The organism is Clavibacter sp. VKM Ac-2872, from assembly GCF_015351105.1.
Classification (GTDB): Bacteria; Actinomycetota; Actinomycetes; order Actinomycetales; family Microbacteriaceae; genus Clavibacter.
Genome location: NZ_JADKRR010000004.1, coordinates 1 through 17,542, shown reverse-complemented (window position 1 = coordinate 17,542; position 17,542 = coordinate 1). Strand labels below are relative to the sequence as shown.

Here is a 17,542-nt window from a genome sequence, read left to right as displayed (position 1 = left end):
CAGGCAATAGCCTAGACGGATGACCGACCAGGCCACCCGCGCGCGCCCGCCGCACCGCGTCCTCAGCTTCTCCTGCGACGACCGCCCGGGCATCGTGCACGCCATCGCGGGCGCCATCGTCGAGGCCGGCGGCGACATCACCGAGTCGCAGCAGTTCTCGAGCGCCGACACGGGCCGGTTCTTCATGCGCCTGCAGATCCAGAGCGCCGCCGACGACGACCGGCTGGCCGACGCCCTCTCCGCCGTGGTCGAGCGCTACGACGCCACCTGGCACCTCGACGAGGTGGGCCGGCCGCTGCGGACGCTCGTGCTGGGATCCACCGCCGAGCACTGCGTGAACGACCTCCTGTTCCGGCAGCGCGCGGGGCAGCTGCCCGTCGAGATCCCGCTCGTGCTCAGCAACCACGACCGGCTCGCCGACCTCGCGGGCTTCTACGGCGTGCCGTTCGAGCACGTGCCCGTCACGGACGACGCGTCGAAGCGGGCCTTCGAGGAGCGCGTGATCCGCGCGGTCGAGGAGCACGACATCGAGCTGGTGGTGCTCGCGCGCTACATGCAGATCCTCTCCCCCGAGCTCTGCGCGCGGCTCAGCGGGCGGATCATCAACATCCACCACTCCTTCCTGCCCGGCTTCAAGGGCGCGAACCCCTACAAGCAGGCGCACGCGCGCGGCGTGAAGCTCATCGGCGCGACCGCCCACTTCGTCACGAGCGACCTCGACGAGGGCCCGATCGTGGAGCAGAACGTCGTGCGGGTCGACCACTCGCGCAGCGCCCGCGAGCTCATGGCGATCGGCCAGGACGAGGAGTCGCGCACCCTCACGCAGGCCGTGCGCTGGTTCGCGGAGCACCGCGTGCTGCTCGACGGCGCGCGCACGATCATCTTCCGCTGACGCGCGCCGGCCCGCACCGGGCCCGGACGCCGGGAGGGGCGGGTGCCGGCAGGCACCCGCCCCTCCGCGGTCTCTCGCTACATCAGCCGGATCAGCGGCTCACGTAGAGGTACTTCGGCGCGCTGGTCTTCGCCGCGTTCGCCGTGTCGCCCGCGTACGTCGCGGTGACCGCGTACCGGCCCTTCGCGTACGCCGGCAGCTCGACGCGGCCGGCGCCCGCCGCGTCGAGGGTGACCTCGAACGCGTCCGCGCCGACCTGGACGGTGACGGTGCCCGTGGGCGCCGCCTTCGCCGTGCTGTCGACCTTGACCGTGACGACGGCCTTCTGCGCGCTCGTCAGCACGGGCGGCTTGACGCTCACCGTCACGGTGCTCGCCAGCTTGACCACGACGGGCTCGCTCGTCGCGGTGCCCGTGGGGCCCTCGGCCGGCTTCGCCGTCACGACGACGGTGATCGACTTGCCCGAGACCGACGGCGACACCTTGTAGGTCGCGCGCGTCTGGCCGGCGAGCGCCTTGCCGTCCGCGTACCACTGGTACGAGTACTTCAGGCCCTCCTGGTCCCAGGTGCCGGGCGACGCGGTGAGCGTCTGGCCGGCGACGGGGGTCCCGGTGATCACGGGCGGCGCGGTCGCGACCGGGGCCGGGATCGGGCCGGACTCGACGCGCACGTAGGTCGTGAAGCCGGAGCCCGAGTACGCCACGCGGCCGAGGTACGCGGTCTCGGGGGCGAGGTCGCGCCACGAGGCCGTGTAGGTGGCCGGTCGGCTCTGCACCGCGTCGATCGGGCTCGGGGACACCGTGAAGGCGCCATCGTCCGTCGTCGTGGACAGGTCGAACTGCGTGACCGTGTACGACGCCGCCGTCGCGCCCGCGGGGATCGAGAACACGTCCACCTTGACCACGTAGTCGCCGGGGGCCGGCGTCTCGATGGTCACGGACTCGTCGGCCGACGCGGTGGCCGACGTGTACGTCGACGTCGTCCCGTCGGCGACGTGCGTCACCGTGAGGTCGAGGTCGGCGGCGTCGTCCGCGGAGTCGAGGTCGATCCGCGTGGCCAGCTGCCCCTCCGGCACGGTGACCGTGTAGGTCGCCGAGGTCTTCGCGGGTCCGGAGCCGGTGTACGGCGACGAGGCGTCCTTCGGATCGGGGATCACGACGCCGCGGGCGAGGCCCTCGGCGGTCAGCGCGACGGGCCCGGTGGCCCCGGGCGTGACCGTGACGTCCACGGATCCGTCGATCCCGGTGCCGTCCACCTCGGCCGGGGCCGCGATGGAGACGGGGTTGACGGCGACGGGGCTGCGCACGACGTGGTCGGCGCTCGTCCAGGTGAGAGACCCGGTGGCGTACTCGTCGACCGTCGCCGTGGTGCGCGTGAACGCCACCTCGAACGACTTCGTCTGGCCCGCCTCGGTGAACTCGAGCGTGGACGGCGTGACGTCAGCCTGGACGCCCGCGAGGCCCTGCACGCTGGCGGTGTAGGTGCCGGGGCCCGTCGAGGTGACCTCGCGCGTCACGGTCTCGGAGCCCGTGAGGGTGCCGATCGCGATGCTCGCCAGGTTGAGCTCCGACGGGTCGACGGGGTCGACGCCCGTGCCGTACCCGAGGGCCACGAGGTACGCGACCCAGTCGCTGCGGTCGTTGAGGTACAGCAGGCCCGCGTCGAGGTAGCGGGTCGGGTCGACGTGGCCGGCGCCCTGGGTGAAGGGATCCGTCACCGTGCCGCCGTCCGCGTCCTTCGTGTCGTACGCGGTCGTCATGAGCGCGGACTTGATCTCGGACACCGACGCGTTCGGACGCTCGCCCAGGTACAGCAGCGCGAGGCCAGCCACGTGCGGGGCCGCCATCGAGGTGCCGGAGAGGAGCGCGAAGGTCGGCTCCTCGCCCTCGGCGTTGTTCGTCGCCGCGATGATCGAGACGCCGGGCGCCGTCACGTCGGGCTTGAGGATGTCGCTGCCGTCCGCGAGGACCGGGCCGCGCGAGCTGAAGCCCGCGACCTGCGGGGTCGGGGCGGAGACGCCCGTCGTGTTGCCCGGCACGAGGGTGACGGTCGCGCCGGGCGTGGCCGCGTACGCGGAGACCGCGGCGTAGACGTCGGCGTCGAGGTGGACGGTCGGCACGGAGTGCGTGTCGGCGTCGATCGAGTTGGGCGTCGGGTTCACGAGCACCATGCCGATGCCGCCCGCGCGCTCGACCTCGGCCGACTTCGCGACCCGGTCGAACGTGCCGCGCTCGCACAGCACGATCTTCCCCGCGGCCTTCGCCGGATCCAGCACGCCGGGGCCGCAGAGGGCCGGCGTGACCGCGCCGGCCACCGCGACGGAGGCCGCCGTGACGAACGCGCCCGTCACCGGCTCGGTCACCGTGATGGACGAGCCCGCGAACTGCTGCCCGTCGCCGAGCTTCGCGGTGGCCTCGAAGTTGCCCGCGACCGTGCTCGCGGCGACCGTGGTGATCCACGGCGACGCGTTGTCGAGGGTGGAGGCGTCGGGGCCGGAGTTGCCCGCGGAGGCGGAGACGAAGATGCCCGCGCTGGCAGCGCCCAGGAACGCCGCGTCGGTCGCGGAGAACGTGGTCTCCGCGGATCCGCCGCCGATGGAGTAGTTGATGACGTCGACGCCGTCCTCCGTGGCCTGCTCGATGGCGGCGACCAGGTCGGCGCCTGCGCAGCCGTCGTCGGTCTGCACGGAGTTGTCGGGGCCCGACCAGCAGACCTTGTACGCGGCGATCTTCGACGCGGGCGCGACGCCCGAGATCTCGCCGAGCGGGTTGCCGTCGATGGTCGCCTCCACGCCGGCATCGCCCGCCGCGGTGGACGCGGTGTGCGAACCGTGGCCGTCGCCGTCGCGCGGGGAGACGTACTCGCCCGTCGACGCGTTGCCGATGTTCGCCTTGCCGAAGCCGTCCACGAAGTAGCGGGCGCCGACGATCTTCGTGCTGCAGTCGTCCGCGGCGAACTGCTCGCCGGTCTGGCAGACGCCGGTGAACGGGGTGCCGTCGCCCTTGTCGAAGCGGATCGTGGATCCGTCGCGGTAGGGCGCGTCGCCCGCCGCGGTGCCGAGCGGCTCGCCCGCGAACGCGGGGTTCTCGGGAGCGATGCCGGTGTCGATGACGCCGATGACGGCGCCCTCGCCCGCGTCCTCCTGGCCGCCCGTCTTCGCCCACACACCCTCGGGGCCCGTGAGGCCCAGGAAGTCGGCGGCCGGGGTGGAGGTGGGGTGGTAGATCCGGTCGGGCTCGACGCTCAGGACCTTCCGGTCGCTCGAGAGCGCCGCGGCCTGCTCGGCGGTGAGGTCGGCCGAGAAGCCGTTGACCGTCAGGGAGTACGAGTAGTCGATGTCGGCGCCGACGCTGGCGGCCACATCCTGCTGCTGTCCCTCGAGGTAGTCGGTATAGCGCTCGACGGGGGCGGATCCCGCGTCGAGCTGCGTTCCCGAGCGGGCCTCGGTGGCGGCCAGTCCGGAGACGCCGCCCTGGTAGGTCGCGGCGGCGTCGTCCGCGAGGGTCACGATGTAGCGGCCGTCCTCGAGGTCGGCCGCCTGCTTGGCGACGGTCGGCGCCGGGGCCGCCATGGCCCCTGCTGCTCCGAACGTGACGAGGCCGGCGGCGACGAGGGCGGTGGCGGCGACGGAGGCCGTCGCCCTGCGCAGGGATGATGCGCGGTCGGACTCCGAGCGGAGCCGGGGGGAGCGTGGGATCACGAACACGTCCTTCGAGAGGGGATGAGTGGCCCGCGCGTACCCCTTGCGACACGCGCGAATCCTCAACATACCCCGGGCATTCGCCCTGAGAACGGATCGGTGTTACCGCCGTGTAACAGTTGCGGCCGGCGGCGGATCCCCACCATGGCAGCCACCCCGAGCCGGTCGCGGGTCGTCCACCGCATCGCCCACCGCCTGACGCACGGATGGCTTTCAGGTACGGGCCTCCTCTCCCGTGTAGGGGCCGGGCGCCGCGCGCACGACGGAGGGCGGGTGCCGTCCGGCACCCGCCCTCCTGTGGTCGCTCGCGCGCTCCGCGCGATCAGCTCACGACGATCCTCTGCGCGCGGCTCGTGCCCCCGCCGACGAGGTTGTCGCCCGCGTAGGTCGCCTGCACCGTGTGGGTCCCCGGTGCGATGCCCGTGAGGTCAGCGCACCCGTTGCCGGAGCCGTCGAGCGGCACGTCGTGCTCCGCGCCGTCCACGGTCACCCGGACCACCCCGGTGGCGGCCTGCTTCGCGGCCGACGTCACCGACACCTGCACGTGCACGCTCCCGCTCGCCGCGCCCCGCGGGTGCGTCGCCTGCAGGTGCACCGTGGCGACGTCCCGCGCGGTGACGGTCGGGCTCGTGGCGACGCCCGTCTGCCCGTCGGACGCGGTGGCCGTCACCTGGACGGCCAGCGCCGTGCCCGCGACCGCGGGGGTCACGCGGAACGTGGATCCCGTCGCCCCGGCGATCGGCGTGCCGTTCGACAGCCACTGCGTCGCCAGCGTGACGCCCTGCGGCGTCCACGCCCCCGTCGACGCCGTGAGCGTCTGCCCGACGTCCGGCGTGCCCGTGATGGCGGGAGCCGCGGTCGCGACGGGAGCCGCGGAGGCCGCGGGCGTCGTGACGTCCACGAGCGTGGTGGCGGTGGTCCCGCCGTAGCTCACGAGCCCGACGTACGACTTGCCGGCGGCGAGGCCCGACCACGAGGCCGTGTAGGTCGCCTTCTTCCCCGCGGTGACGGGGAGCTGGGCCGGCGAGACCGCGAAGGATCCGTCCCCGCCCGCGCCCTGCACGTCGTACCGCGTGAGGTCGTAGTCGACGCTCGTCGCCGAACCCGCGAGCTTCGATGCCTCCACGCCGACGATGTAGTCGCCCGCCTCCGGCGCCGGCACGACGATGCGCTCCGACAGCGAGGACGTCTGCTGCAGGCTGATGAGCTTCAGGTCGTCCTCGCTCTTGCCCACCTTCTGGAGGTACAGGGTGAGGTCGGACGCGCCGTCGACCGGCGCCGCCTCGAGGACCAGTGCCTTCTCGCCCGCCTTCACCGTGATCTCGGCCCCGTCGGCCTCGGTGGCGGTGACCTTGCCGGAGTGGGGGCCGGTGCCGCCGTCGCTCAGCAGCTCGCCGGGCGCGAGCCCGGCGGCCGTGAGCGGGATCCGCCCCGTGATGCCCGCGTCGACCGACACGTCGACCTTGCCGCTCGTGCCGGTGCCGTCGACCGACGCCGGGGCGACGATCGCGGTGGGCCGCACCGCGATGGGGCTGCGGACGGTGCCGGCGGAGCCGCTCCAGGTGAGCGAACCGGTCGACCACGCGTCGGACGGCGCACCGCGCTTCGCGGTGATGCGCACCTGGAAGGACTTCGTCTGTCCCGGGGCCGTGAACGTCAGCCGCGCCGGCGTCACCTTCACGTCGGCCTGCGACACGCCCTGCACGGAGGCCGTCCACGTGCCCGCGGTCAGCGAGGTCACGGTGCGCGTCACGGTCGTGGACCCCATGAGCTTCCCGACGCCGATGCTCGGCAGGTTCAGCTGGGACGGCGCCACCGGCGCCACCGGGTGCGGCAGCGCGAGGCCCGTGGCCGCGGCGTAGCCGGCCCAGTCCTTCGCGCCGCTCGGGTAGTAGAGGCCGGGGGTCAGGAACCGGTCCGGCGCGATCTGCCCCGCTCCCTGGGCGAACGGATCCGTGGCGGCCTTGCCGTTCGCGTCGAGCGTGTCGGTCGCGGTCGTCATGAGCGCCGACTTGACCTCGGCCGGCGACGCCTTCGGGTGGACGCCGAGGTAGACGAGCGCGAACCCGGCGATGTGCGGTGAGGCCATGGACGTGCCCGACTCCGGGGCGAAGGCGGGCTTGCCGCCCTTGTCGCTGACCGCGGCGAGGATCCCCACGCCCGGCGCGGTGATGTCGGGCTTGATGGTGTCGCCGCCGTCGACCGCCTCGGCGGCGCCACGGGAGCTGAATCCCGCGACCTGCGGCGCGGGGCGCTCGACGCCCGTCGTGTTCCCGTCCGTCAGGGTCACCGTGGCCCCGGCCTTCGCCGCGTAGTCGACGATGGCCTGCCGAGCGTCGACGTCGACGTGCACCGTGGGGACGGTGTGGAGGTCGAGGTCCTGGGAGTCGGGCTTGACGTTGGTGAGCACCATGCCGATGCCGCCCGCGCGCTTGACCTCGGCGCTCTTGTCGATGCGGTTCACCACGCCCCGGTCGCACTGCACGATGCGGCCGCGCACCTTGTCGGGATCCAGCGTCCCGGCACCGCACAGCTCGGGGGACGTGGCGCCCGTCACCCCGGAGTCCACCGCGCGCACGAGGGGCCCGGACACGGGCGATCCCACGGTCACGGAGGCGCCGGCGAAGGCCGCTCCGCTGCCGAGGGTGACCGTCCCGGAGTAGTTGCGCGGCACGCTGCTGGCCGCGACGGTGGTGACCCACGGCTCGATGTTCGTGACCGAGCCGGCGTCGGGGCCGCTGTTGCCGCCCGCCGCCGCGACGAAGATCCCGGCGTCCGCCGCACCGAGCAGGGCGCGCTGGAACGTGTCCTCCGCCTTCGGCGGGCCGCCCAGCGACATGTTGATCACGTCGACGCCGTCCGCCGTGGCCTGCTCGATCCCGGCGACGATGTCCGACGTCTCGCAGCCGTCGTCCGTCTCCTTCGACGGGTCCGGCCCGTCCCAGCACACCTTGTAGGCCGCGATCTTCGCGGCGGGGGCTATCCCGGCGATGGTCTCCTGGACGGTGCCCGCGGTCGCCGCCACGCCCGCGTCGCCCGCGGCCGTGCTCCCGGTGTGGCTGCCGTGGCCGTCCGTGTCGAGAGGGGACACCTTCTCCTGCGGCCCGATCGGACGGTCCGTCGCCGCCCGGCCCGACTCGAACGCGCGCGCGCCCACGATCTTGGTCGAGCAGTCGTCGGCCGCGAAGCCGTCGCCCGCCTGGCACGTCCCGTGGAAGACGGTGCCGTCGCCCTTGCGGAAGTCGATGCGGGAGCCGTCGCGGTACGGATCCGCCCCGGGCGTGGACCCGAGGGGCTTCCCGGCGAACGAGGGGCTGTCCGGGGCGATGCCGGTGTCGATGACGCCGATCACCGTACCCTTGCCTGCCTCGTCGGCACCGCCCACCTTCGACCACAGGCCGCCGTCGCCCTCGAGGCCGATGAAGCGGGAGTCGGGAGTGGACATGGGGTGCAGGGTCTCGTCGGGCTCGACGCTGAGGACGTCGCGATCGTGGCCGAGCGCCTGGACCTGCTCCGCCGTCAGCTTGGCCGAGAAGCCGTTGACGGTGAGGGAGTACCGGTTGGTCGGGGTGACCCCCGCCGCGCTCGCGGCCGAGTCCTGGAGCCGGGTGAGGTGGTCGGAGTAGCGCTGCACGGCGTCCGACTGCGCGTCGAGGCGGGCGCCGGAGTCGACCCGCGTAGGCGCGAGCCCGTCGAGGGTGCCGTCGTAGGACGCGGCGGGCTGGTCCCGCAGGGTCACGAGGTAGCTGCCGTCCGTGGCGGCGACGGGGATGGTCGCGATCGGCGCGTCCTCCGCGGTGGCGGTGGTCGTGCCGGCGGCGACGAGCGCGAACGCGAGGGCGCAGGCCGCGAGCGGACGGCCGGCACGCAGGCGGCGCCTCCGGTCCGGACGGAGCGGGTCTCGATGGATGGGCATGGCTGTTCCCCCCTGTCGCCGGCATCGACCGGCTCGTGGATCCGCGGGGCCCGAGACGCGCAGCACGCGCGAGCCCCCGTCGCGGAGTCGCGTCGTCGACGCGATGGGCAGAACCGTAGGGAGGAAGCGACAGCCTGCGTCGGCCCTCTGCACACGCGATGCGCATCCGGGCATGCGAGAGGCCCCGCCCCCGGTTCGGGGGCGGGGCCTCTCGGCGTGCGGCGGCGTCGCGATGACGCCCGCGGGATCAGGCCAGGCGCGTCTGCAGGTTGTCCGCCAGCGACGCGAGGAACTCCTCGGTCGTCTGGTACGGCTGGTCGGGACCGACGAGGAGCGCGAGGTCCTTCGTCATCTTGCCGCTCTCGACCGTCGTGATGACGACGTCCTCGAGGGTGTCCGCGAACGTCTTCAGCGCGTCGTTGCCGTCGAGCTTGGCGCGGTGCGCGAGGCCCCGGGTCCAGGCGTAGATCGACGCGATGGGGTTCGTCGACGTGGGCTTGCCCTGCTGGTGCTGGCGGTAGTGGCGCGTGACGGTGCCGTGCGCGGCCTCCGCCTCGACGACCTTGCCGTCGGGCGTGGTGAGCACGCTCGTCATGAGGCCCAGCGAGCCGAAGCCCTGCGCGACGGTGTCGGACTGCACGTCGCCGTCGTAGTTCTTGCAGGCCCAGACGTAGCCGCCCTCCCACTTGAGCGAGGCGGCGACCATGTCGTCGATGAGGCGGTGCTCGTAGGTGAGGCCCGCGGCGGCGAACTGGTCGGCGTACTCGGCCTCGAAGACCTCCTGGAACAGGTCCTTGAAGCGGCCGTCGTAAGCCTTGAGGATCGTGTTCTTCGTGGAGAGGTAGACGGGGTAGTTGCGGGCCAAGCCGTAGGAGAGGGACGCGCGCGCGAAGTCGCGGATCGAGTCGTCGAGGTTGTACATGCCCATCGCGACACCGGATCCGGGGCTCTGGAAGACCTCGAACTGCTGGGGCTCCGAGCCGTCCTTCGGCGTGAAGGTCATCGTGAGCGTGCCCTCGCCCTCGAAGCGGAAGTCGGTGGCGCGGTACTGGTCGCCGAACGCGTGGCGGCCGACGATGATCGGCTTGTTCCAGCCGGGCACGAGGCGCGGGATGTTGCTGATGATGATGGGCTCGCGGAAGATCGTGCCGCCGAGGATGTTGCGGATGGTGCCGTTCGGCGAGCGCCACATCTTCTTCAGGCCGAACTCCTCGACGCGCGCCTCGTCGGGCGTGATCGTCGCGCACTTGACGCCGACGCCGTGCTTCTTGATGGCGTTGGCCGCGTCGATCGTGATCTGGTCGTCGGTCTCGTCGCGCTTCTCGATGCCCAGGTCGTAGTACTCGAGGTCGATGTCGAGGTACGGGTGGATGAGCGTGTCCTTGATGGACTGCCAGATGATGCGCGTCATCTCGTCGCCGTCGAGCTCGACGACGGTCCCCTCTACCTTGATCTTCTCCACGAAGTCCTCCTCATGCTCGTCGGTCGCCTCCGGTGCGCGTCTCCGTCGGCGCGCGCCGGGTCCGGCTCGTCGCCGGTGGATCCGTGGGCCAGCCTACCCGGCGGGCCCGGTCTCTCGACATCGAGACATCGGCGGGTCCGGGCCGGATCCCCGCTCCCGGAGCGGCTGCCGGCGCCACCTCGCGGCCCGGCCCGGGACACCTGGCTCGACGGAGGCCCGCCCGATACCCTGAGCCCATGAGCGACATGACACTGGAAGAGCTGAGCGCCCGCACGATCGTGGCGGCCAACACGCTGACGCTCAAGCCGGGGCAGGAGAACTACGTCGCCCCCGTGTCGCACTCCATCGCCGAGGCCTACGTCAACCCCACCACCGCCTGGCCGCGCGTGGTCGTGGAGGACGACGAGGTCGTCGGCTTCATCATGGGCAACTTCGACCCCGAGGCCAGCGAGGAGATCTTCCGCAGCTGCATCTGGCGCATCAACGTCGACGCCGACGCGCAGGGCCACGGCGTGGGCCGGTTCGCGGTGCTCGCGCTCGCGGACGAGGCGCGCTCGCGCGGCTTCGACCGGCTCACGGTCGTGTGGGAGCCCGGCGAGGACGGCCCCGAGGAGTTCTTCACCCACGTCGGCTTCGAGGTCATCGGCGAGACCCAGTACGGCGAGGCCATCGGCGCGCTGGCGCTCTAGCGCGTGGCCGTCTTCGCCACCCCGGGCGAGTTCACCGACCGCGTGCTCGAGGTCGTGGCCGAGATCCCCTCGGGCCGCGTCATGACCTACGGCGACGTCGCCGCCGTCTTCGGGCGCCGCGGCGCCCGTGCCGTGGGCATGGTGCTGCGCTACCACGGCGCCGGGCTCCCCTGGTGGCGGGTGCTCCGGGCGGGCGGGCACCCGCCGACCGGGCTCGCCGATGAGGCGCGGCCCCGCTACGAGGCCGAGGGCACCCCGCTCGTCGACGCCCCCACCGACGCCGGGTACCGCGTCGACCTCGAGGCAGCCCGCTGGTTCCCGTGACCCGCTGACGGCCCGTCCGCCGTCCGTCCCCCTCGCGGCCGAGCGCGGATCATGCTGCCGGACCACGGCAGGGGCCTCGCGGCCGATGCGCGGCGCCGCCCGCTCGGCTGGACTGGGATCATGCCCCGTCGCCCGTCCGCCCGCCCCCTCGTCGCCGCCCCCCTCGCGATCGCCCTCGCGCTGCCCCTCAGCGGCTGCGGTGCCGCGAGCGCCGTCGGCGGCATGACCACCCCGGCGGACGCGCGCGTCTACGCCACGGCCGCGGATGCCGACGGCCGGATCCCGGCCTGGATCCCCGCGGACGCGACGGACGTCCGCATCAAGGCCTCGCTCCGCGGCGACGGTGCGATCCTCGAGTTCCGATCGGCGACGCCCGCCGACCGGCTGGGCTGCTCCGCCGCGCCTGCCGACGCCCCCGCGCCGTCCGTGCAGGACACCTGGTGGCCGGATCCCTCCCCCGCCGCGACCATGACGTGCGGCGACGGCTGGCTGGCCGCCGCGGACGGCGACGCGGTGCACGCGTGGCTGCCGAAGGGCTCCCCCGCGGTCGACCTCTGAGCGGGGTGCCCCGGACGCGACGCGGCCCGGGTGCGTCCCTGCGGAGGAGCACCCGGGCCGCGGTCGTGCGACGGCGCTAGACCAGCGATTCCCGCCACGCGGCGTGCAGCTGCGAGAACCGGCCGGTGCCCTGGATGAGCGACTCCGGCGTCCCGTCCTCCACGATCCGCCCCTGCTCCATCACGAGCACGCGGTCCGCGATCGCGACGGTCGAGAGCCGGTGCGCGATGATGATCGCCGTCCGGTCCGCGAGCAGCGTCGTGAGGCCCTGCTGCACGAGCCGCTCGCTCGGGATGTCGAGCGAGCTCGTCGCCTCGTCGAGGATGAGCACCGCTGGGTCCGCGAGGAACGCCCGCGCGAACGAGATCAGCTGGCGCTGCCCCGCCGACACCCGACCGCCGCGCTTGTTCACGTCGGTGTCGTAGCCGTCGGGCAGCGACTCGATGAAGGTGTGCGCCCCCACGGCCTCCGCCGCCTCCCGGACCTCGCGCCGGGTCGCGTCGGGCTTGCCGATCGCGATGTTGTCGGCGACGGATCCGGAGAACAGGTACGCCTCCTGCGTCACCATGACGATGGCGCGGCGCAGGTCCTTCGGGTGCAGGTCGCGGAGGTCGATCCCGTCGAGCGCCACTCGCCCGTCCGACGGGTCGTAGAACCGGGAGATGAGCTTCGCGAGCGTCGTCTTGCCGGCGCCCGTGGATCCGACGAGCGCGATGGTCTGCCCCGCCGGCATGTCGAGGTCGAAGCGCGGCAGGATCGTCTTCCCCGCGCCGTAGCCGAACTCCACGCCCTCGAAGGAGACGTGGCCCGTGGACTCCCACAGGTCGACCGGCTGCACGGGATCCGGCACGCTCGGCTCCTCCTCGAGCACGCCCGAGATCTTCTCGAGCGCGGCCGACGCCGACTGGTAGCTGTTGTAGAACATCGCCATGTCCTGTGCCGGCCCGAAGAACTGGCGCGTGTAGAGCACGACCGCGAGCAGCGCGCCGATCCCGAGCTGCCCGTCCGCGACCCGGAGCCCGCCCACCAGGAGCACGACGGCGACCGTGATGTTGCCGATGAGGATGAGGCCCGGGTCGAATATGCCGAACACCTGGATCACGCGCATGTTGGTGTCGCGGTAGCCCTCCACGTGCTCGGAGAACTCCTCCGCGTTGCGCTTCTCCTTGCGGAAGGCCTTCACGGCGCGGATGCCCGTCATGGTCTCCACGAAGTGCACGATCAGCCGCGCGGACTTCACGCGCGTCTGCCGGAACAGCGCCTGCGACTTCACCGCGAACCAGAGGCTCAGGAAGAACAGCGGCACGAGCGCCGCGAGCAGCACGAGGCCGGAGACCCAGTCGAACGAGAACAGCGCGATCGCGGTGAACGCCATGTAGAGGGCGCCCTGCACGAGCTGGTTGATGCCGCCGTTCAGCAGCTCCCGGATCGAGTCGAGGTCGCTCGTCTGGCGGGAGATGATCCGACCGGACGTGTAGGTCTCATGGAACTCCAGGCTCAGCTTCTGCGTGTGCAGGAACATGCGCTTGCGGAGGTCGAGGAGGATCTCCTGCGCGATGCGCGCCGACATGACCTGGTACTTCGCCACCAGCACGGCGCCCGTGATCGCGACCAGGACGTAGGCCCCGATGACGAGCGCGAGCAGCGTGGCGTCGCCCGTGCCCAGCAGCGACGGCAGCGCGCGGTCGAGGCCGACGCCGATGAGGGCGGGGCCGGCGACGTTCGCGGCGGTGGCCACGAGGATCGTCGCCGCCGTGAGGATCAGCGTCCGCTTGACCGGCTGGATGGTGCTGACGAGCAGCCGCGTCGAGCGCTGGCGGATCTGCTTGCTCTCGGCGCGGGAGAAGTCGTCCCTCTCCTCGCCGGTGACTCCGGTGACGCTCATGCTGAGGCCTCCTCGCGCACGGTGTTCCCTTCCACGTCCAGGCTCGAGATGACGAACCGGTAGTGCTCGCTCGTGGCGAGCAGGTCGGAGTGCCGGCCGACCGCGGTGATGCGGCCGTCCTGCATGAGCGCCACCCGGTCCGCGAGCATCACGGTCGAGGGGCGGTGCGCCACGATCAGCGCGGTGGTGGATGCGAGCACGCGGCGCAATGCCGCCTCGACGAGCGCCTCCGTGTCGACGTCGAGCGCCGAGAGCGGGTCGTCGAGGACCAGCACGTCCGGCGCCGCCGCGACCGCCCGCGCGAGCGCGAGCCGCTGCCGCTGTCCGCCGGAGAGGCTGAGCCCCTCCTCGCCGACGGTCGTCTCCACGCCGTCGGGCAGGTCCCGCACGAAGCCGGCCTGCGCGATGTCGAGCGCCTCCTGCAGCACGCGCTCCGCCTCGGGCCCGCCGTCGGCGAGGTCGGCACGACCGAGCAGCACATTGTCGCGGACGCTCGAGGAGAACAGCGTCGCGTCCTCGAACGCCATGGCGATGCGGCTGCGCAGCTCCTCGAGCCCCAGGTCGCGGACGTCCACGCCGTCCAGCTCGACGCTGCCGCCGGTCACGTCGTAGAGGCGGGTCGTGAGGGCCGTCAGCGTGGACTTGCCGCAGCCGGTGATCCCCACGAGCGCCATCGTCTCGCCGGGCTGGATGTCGAGGTCCACCCCGTCGATGAGGTCGGGCTGACCCGCGACGGCGTCCTGGTACCGGAAGCGCGCGCCGCGGAAGACGAGGTGCCCGCGCGGCTCCTGGATGCGGACGGGCGTCGCGGGATCCGTGATCACGTCCTCCTCGTCCATCACCTCGAAGTACCGGTCGACGGCCGTCCGCGCGTCGAAGGTCATGGAGAGCAGGAAGCCCACCGACTCGATGGGCCACCGCAGCACCGCGGCGGTCGCGAAGAACGCCACGAGGTCGCCCACCGAGATCTGCCCTCCTGCCGCGAGCAGCACGCCGCCGAGCAGCGCGAGCGCGAAGGTCAGGTCGGGCACGAGCAGCAGCCACAGCCAGATGCCGGCGATGGCCTTCGCCTTCTTGATCTCCGTGCCGCGGAGCTCCTCCGCCTGCTCGGCGAACGCGTCGTGCATGTGCTTGCCGCGTCCGAACGCCTTGAGCACGCGGATCCCGTGCACCGACTGCTCGACGCTCGTGGCGAGGTCGCCGGACTGGTCCTGGCTCAGTCGCGCCACCGAGGAGTACTTCTGCTCGAAGAGGTAGCCGTAGACCCACAGCGGGATGGAGCAGACGAGGAAGCCGAGGCCGAGGCGCCAGTCGATGGACACCAGGAAGCCGATGCCCACGAGGATCGTGAGGATGTTGACGATGAACAGCACGAGGCCGAACGCCATCCACCGGCGGATGAGGTTCAGGTCGCTGACCATGCGCGACAGCAGCTGGCCGCTCTGCCACCGGTCGTGGAACTCCACCGGCAGCCGCTGCAGCTTCCGGTAGAACGCGTTCCGCATGTCCGCCTCCATCAGCGTTCCCGGCTTCAGGACGAACCACCGGCGGAGGGCGATCATGGCGGCCTCGAGTATCCCGAGCCCGAGGATGAGGAGGACGGCGGGCACCACGGCAGCGGCGTCGCCGTCGCCGAGCGGTCCGTCGACGAGCCCGCGGAGGATCTGCGGGATCACGAGCGACAGCAGCGAGCCGACGAGCGCGACCACCATGCCCGCGATGATGCTGGGCATGGCGGGCCGCGCGAACGGCAGCAGCCGCATGAGCACGGCGATGGTGCCGGGCCGGGGGCCGTGCCGCTCGGACGGCGCCTGGTCGGGCGATGCGGGCGGGGAGGTGGACACGTGTCATTCCTTCTGTAGTCGGCCGACGCGCGGCCGGACATGCTCTGCGGGTGCGCGCGCGTGGACATGCGCGACGGAGGATCAGGGTGGTGGTGCGGGTGATGCGGGCAGGGCTGGCGCCCGGCGGGACGGAGGAGCGGAGAGGGCGGATCCGGGCGACCCGGCCCGGATGCGCACGGCCGCGAGGCGGGTCGCACGCGTCAGACGTGTTCGAGGTCGACCCTGTCGGGTGGTGGAGCGGACGAGGTGGATGCGCCGGCGCTGGGCCCGGGCGTCGCGTCGGGCGGGTTCGGGCGCTAGCGGAGGAGGCCGCGGAACGCCGGGATGGCACGAGCGGTCGCCGCGCCGATCCGGCTCGAGGTCGTGCGTGCGTGCGTCGTCGATGTCGTGGTCATGACACCCTCCCTGGCTGCGTATGCGATTCACGTGTGGGCCGCACGGATGGACCACGTGAATGGTCGCCCCAGGCAGCCCTCCAGACTATGGACGGCAGGCCTCATGCACAAGAGCCCGGCCCGCATCCGAGGATGCGGGCCGGGCTCTCGATGTCGCGCGCGGCCGCGCGCGGTGGCGGCGTCAGCCGATGCGGACGGAGAGGCAGGTGACGCAGCCCTCGAGCTTCTCGAACTCGCTGATGTCCACGGCGACGATCTCGTACCCCAGCCCGCGCAGCAGCTCCGCCGTGCGAGGAGCGGCGGCCGAGAGGAGCAGGGTGTCACCGCCGAGCGCGACGACGGCCGTGCCCTCCGCCTCGGGCACCGGGAGGAACGACGGGAACAGGCGCGGCTGGTCCACGAGCGGCTCGTAGCCGATGACGGTGCCGTCCGGCAGCGCCGTGACCTGCGACTTGAGGTGCAGCGTGCTGCTGACCGGCACACCCACCACGGAGTATCCGAGGGGGACGGCGATCTCCCGCAGGCGCTGGATCCCCGCGCCGTTCGTCCGCGTGCTGGCCCCGACGTAGAGCGTGCGCCCGACCTCGAGCACGTCTCCCCCGTCGATGGTCGCGGGCAGGTCGATCGACGTGACCTCGAGGTCCATGTCCTCGAGCGCGCGCTCCACTCCGGTGCGCTCGCCGCGGCGGGAGTCCGCCCCGGAGGTCAGCAGGACCGCGGTGGTGCCGAGGACCAGGACCGCATCCTCCACGAACACGGAGTCGGGGTGGTCGTCGGCCGGCGGCACCTCACGGGTGGACCACCCGCTCTCCTCGAGCGCGAGGACGTAGCGCTCCCACTGCTGGTCGGCGAGCTCGGCATCGACGGGACGGCGATCCAGGTGCGTGAGCTCGCCCTCGGCGAGCCGCGACGAGGGGATCCGCACGAGCGCGATGCGCTCGCGAGCGACCTCGTCGCCACCCGATCCTCCGAGCCGGATCCAGAGACGCCGACCGAGGAGGATCGACACCAGCGACACCCCGAGCACGAACATGAGGTTCAGGCCGAGGAGCGTCTCCAGCAGCGGGCCCACGATGTCGCCGGAGATCGTCGCCCCCTGCCCCATGGCCCCGACGAGGCTCCCCGTGAGCGCGCCGACGACAGCCGCGGCCACCGATCCGACGATGGACGTCCAGAGCCGCCGATGGATCCCGACCCCCGCCAGCGCCGCGAGGAGCACGAAGGCCACCAGGGTGTGGACGGTCCAGTAGTCGAGGAGGGTCACCAGGACCGCGGCTCCCGGCTGGTTGGCGCTGAAGAGCGTCAGGACGCTGAAGAGGAGACCGAGGATCGCGGAGACGCCGGCGGACACGAGCGCTGCGGACAACGCCCTGCCGAGCGGGACCCCGGACCCGGCACGCGGACGCTGCGGGCCGGGCTTGCCGGGCCTGCCGGGTGTGCCGGGGATCGGGGACGTCGACGGCGCAGTCCCCTTCTCGTCGTCTCGGGTCTGGCCGGGCGTGCGGTCGTTCTCGGGGGATTCGGTCACGGGTGACGACGATAACGCCACCTGTTATGACGGCGATGTGAAGCGGCTGACAGGGAGGGGCGCACGCGCGCAGCGCTCACACGGATCCACCGGGCTCGAGCACTACCCGTGGCTGCCGATGTCGGGACGATGCCACTCATGGAGGGGATCATGCGCGAGGACGCGGCCGAGAACCATCGCGACCGCGCGAGACGACCAGGATGACGCCCCCGTCGGGCATACCACCCGTTAACGCAGGAAGGCCCGCCGCACGATGTGCGACGGGCCTCCCCGATCATTCTCAAGTTAAGTCCGGCGGTGTCCTACTCTCCCACAGGGTCCCCCCTGCAGTACCATCGGCGCTGAGAGT

Annotated in this window: 10 protein-coding genes; 4 read left to right on the top strand and 6 right to left on the bottom strand. The window is 72.4% G+C overall.

Annotation, left to right across the window (positions count from 1 at the left end):
• Positions 1-19 precede the first annotated feature (19 nt).
• Complete coding sequence (gene purU, locus ITJ40_RS14660) at positions 20-892, top strand: formyltetrahydrofolate deformylase (protein WP_194667776.1); 873 nt, start codon at positions 20-22, stop codon at positions 890-892.
• 91 nt (positions 893-983) lie between these two features.
• Here purU and ITJ40_RS14655 read toward each other — a convergent pair whose 3' ends face one another.
• The 3 genes from ITJ40_RS14655 to ITJ40_RS14645 form a co-directional block, all read right to left on the bottom strand.
• Positions 984-4,598: a S8 family serine peptidase gene (locus tag ITJ40_RS14655; protein WP_194667775.1), complete on the bottom strand. Its 3,615-nt coding sequence runs from the start codon at positions 4,596-4,598 to the stop codon at positions 984-986.
• Between the two features lie 316 nt (positions 4,599-4,914).
• Positions 4,915-8,508, bottom strand: a complete 3,594-nt coding sequence (locus ITJ40_RS14650) for a S8 family serine peptidase (protein WP_194667774.1) — start codon at positions 8,506-8,508, stop codon at positions 4,915-4,917.
• Between the two features lie 247 nt (positions 8,509-8,755).
• Positions 8,756-9,970 carry an NADP-dependent isocitrate dehydrogenase gene (locus tag ITJ40_RS14645; RefSeq protein ID WP_104237250.1) on the bottom strand — a complete coding sequence of 405 codons (1,215 nt, stop codon included), beginning with the start codon at positions 9,968-9,970 and terminating at the stop codon, positions 8,756-8,758.
• Between the two features lie 236 nt (positions 9,971-10,206).
• On the opposite strand from ITJ40_RS14645, the gene ITJ40_RS14640 reads away from it, so the two are divergent.
• From ITJ40_RS14640 to ITJ40_RS14630, 3 genes are all read left to right on the top strand, one after another.
• Complete coding sequence (locus ITJ40_RS14640) at positions 10,207-10,659, top strand: N-acetyltransferase (RefSeq protein ID WP_194667773.1); 453 nt, start codon at positions 10,207-10,209, stop codon at positions 10,657-10,659.
• A gap of 3 nt (positions 10,660-10,662) precedes the next feature.
• Positions 10,663-10,983, top strand: a complete 321-nt coding sequence (locus ITJ40_RS14635; RefSeq protein WP_012039228.1) for an MGMT family protein — start codon at positions 10,663-10,665, stop codon at positions 10,981-10,983.
• Positions 10,984-11,103: 120 nt separating this feature from the next.
• Entirely contained in the window at positions 11,104-11,541 is a 438-nt protein-coding gene (locus tag ITJ40_RS14630) for a hypothetical protein (RefSeq protein ID WP_228512599.1), read from the top strand.
• Between the two features lie 76 nt (positions 11,542-11,617).
• Here ITJ40_RS14630 and ITJ40_RS14625 read toward each other — a convergent pair whose 3' ends face one another.
• From ITJ40_RS14625 to ddaH, 3 genes are all read right to left on the bottom strand, one after another.
• On the bottom strand, positions 11,618-13,426 hold the full coding sequence (locus ITJ40_RS14625; protein WP_194667771.1) for an ABC transporter ATP-binding protein: 1,809 nt from the start codon (positions 13,424-13,426) through the stop codon (positions 11,618-11,620).
• Positions 13,423-15,189 (bottom strand): ABC transporter ATP-binding protein, encoded by a 1,767-nt coding sequence (locus tag ITJ40_RS14620; protein ID WP_228512636.1) that lies wholly within the window; start codon positions 15,187-15,189, stop codon positions 13,423-13,425. The genes ITJ40_RS14625 and ITJ40_RS14620 overlap by 4 nt, the downstream gene beginning before the upstream one ends.
• 657 nt (positions 15,190-15,846) lie before the next feature.
• The gene (gene ddaH / locus ITJ40_RS14615) at positions 15,847-17,193 is read right to left on the bottom strand and encodes a dimethylargininase (protein WP_370532066.1); all 1,347 of its coding nucleotides are present in this window, start codon (positions 17,191-17,193) and stop codon (positions 15,847-15,849) included.
• Positions 17,194-17,542: the final 349 nt, after the last annotated feature.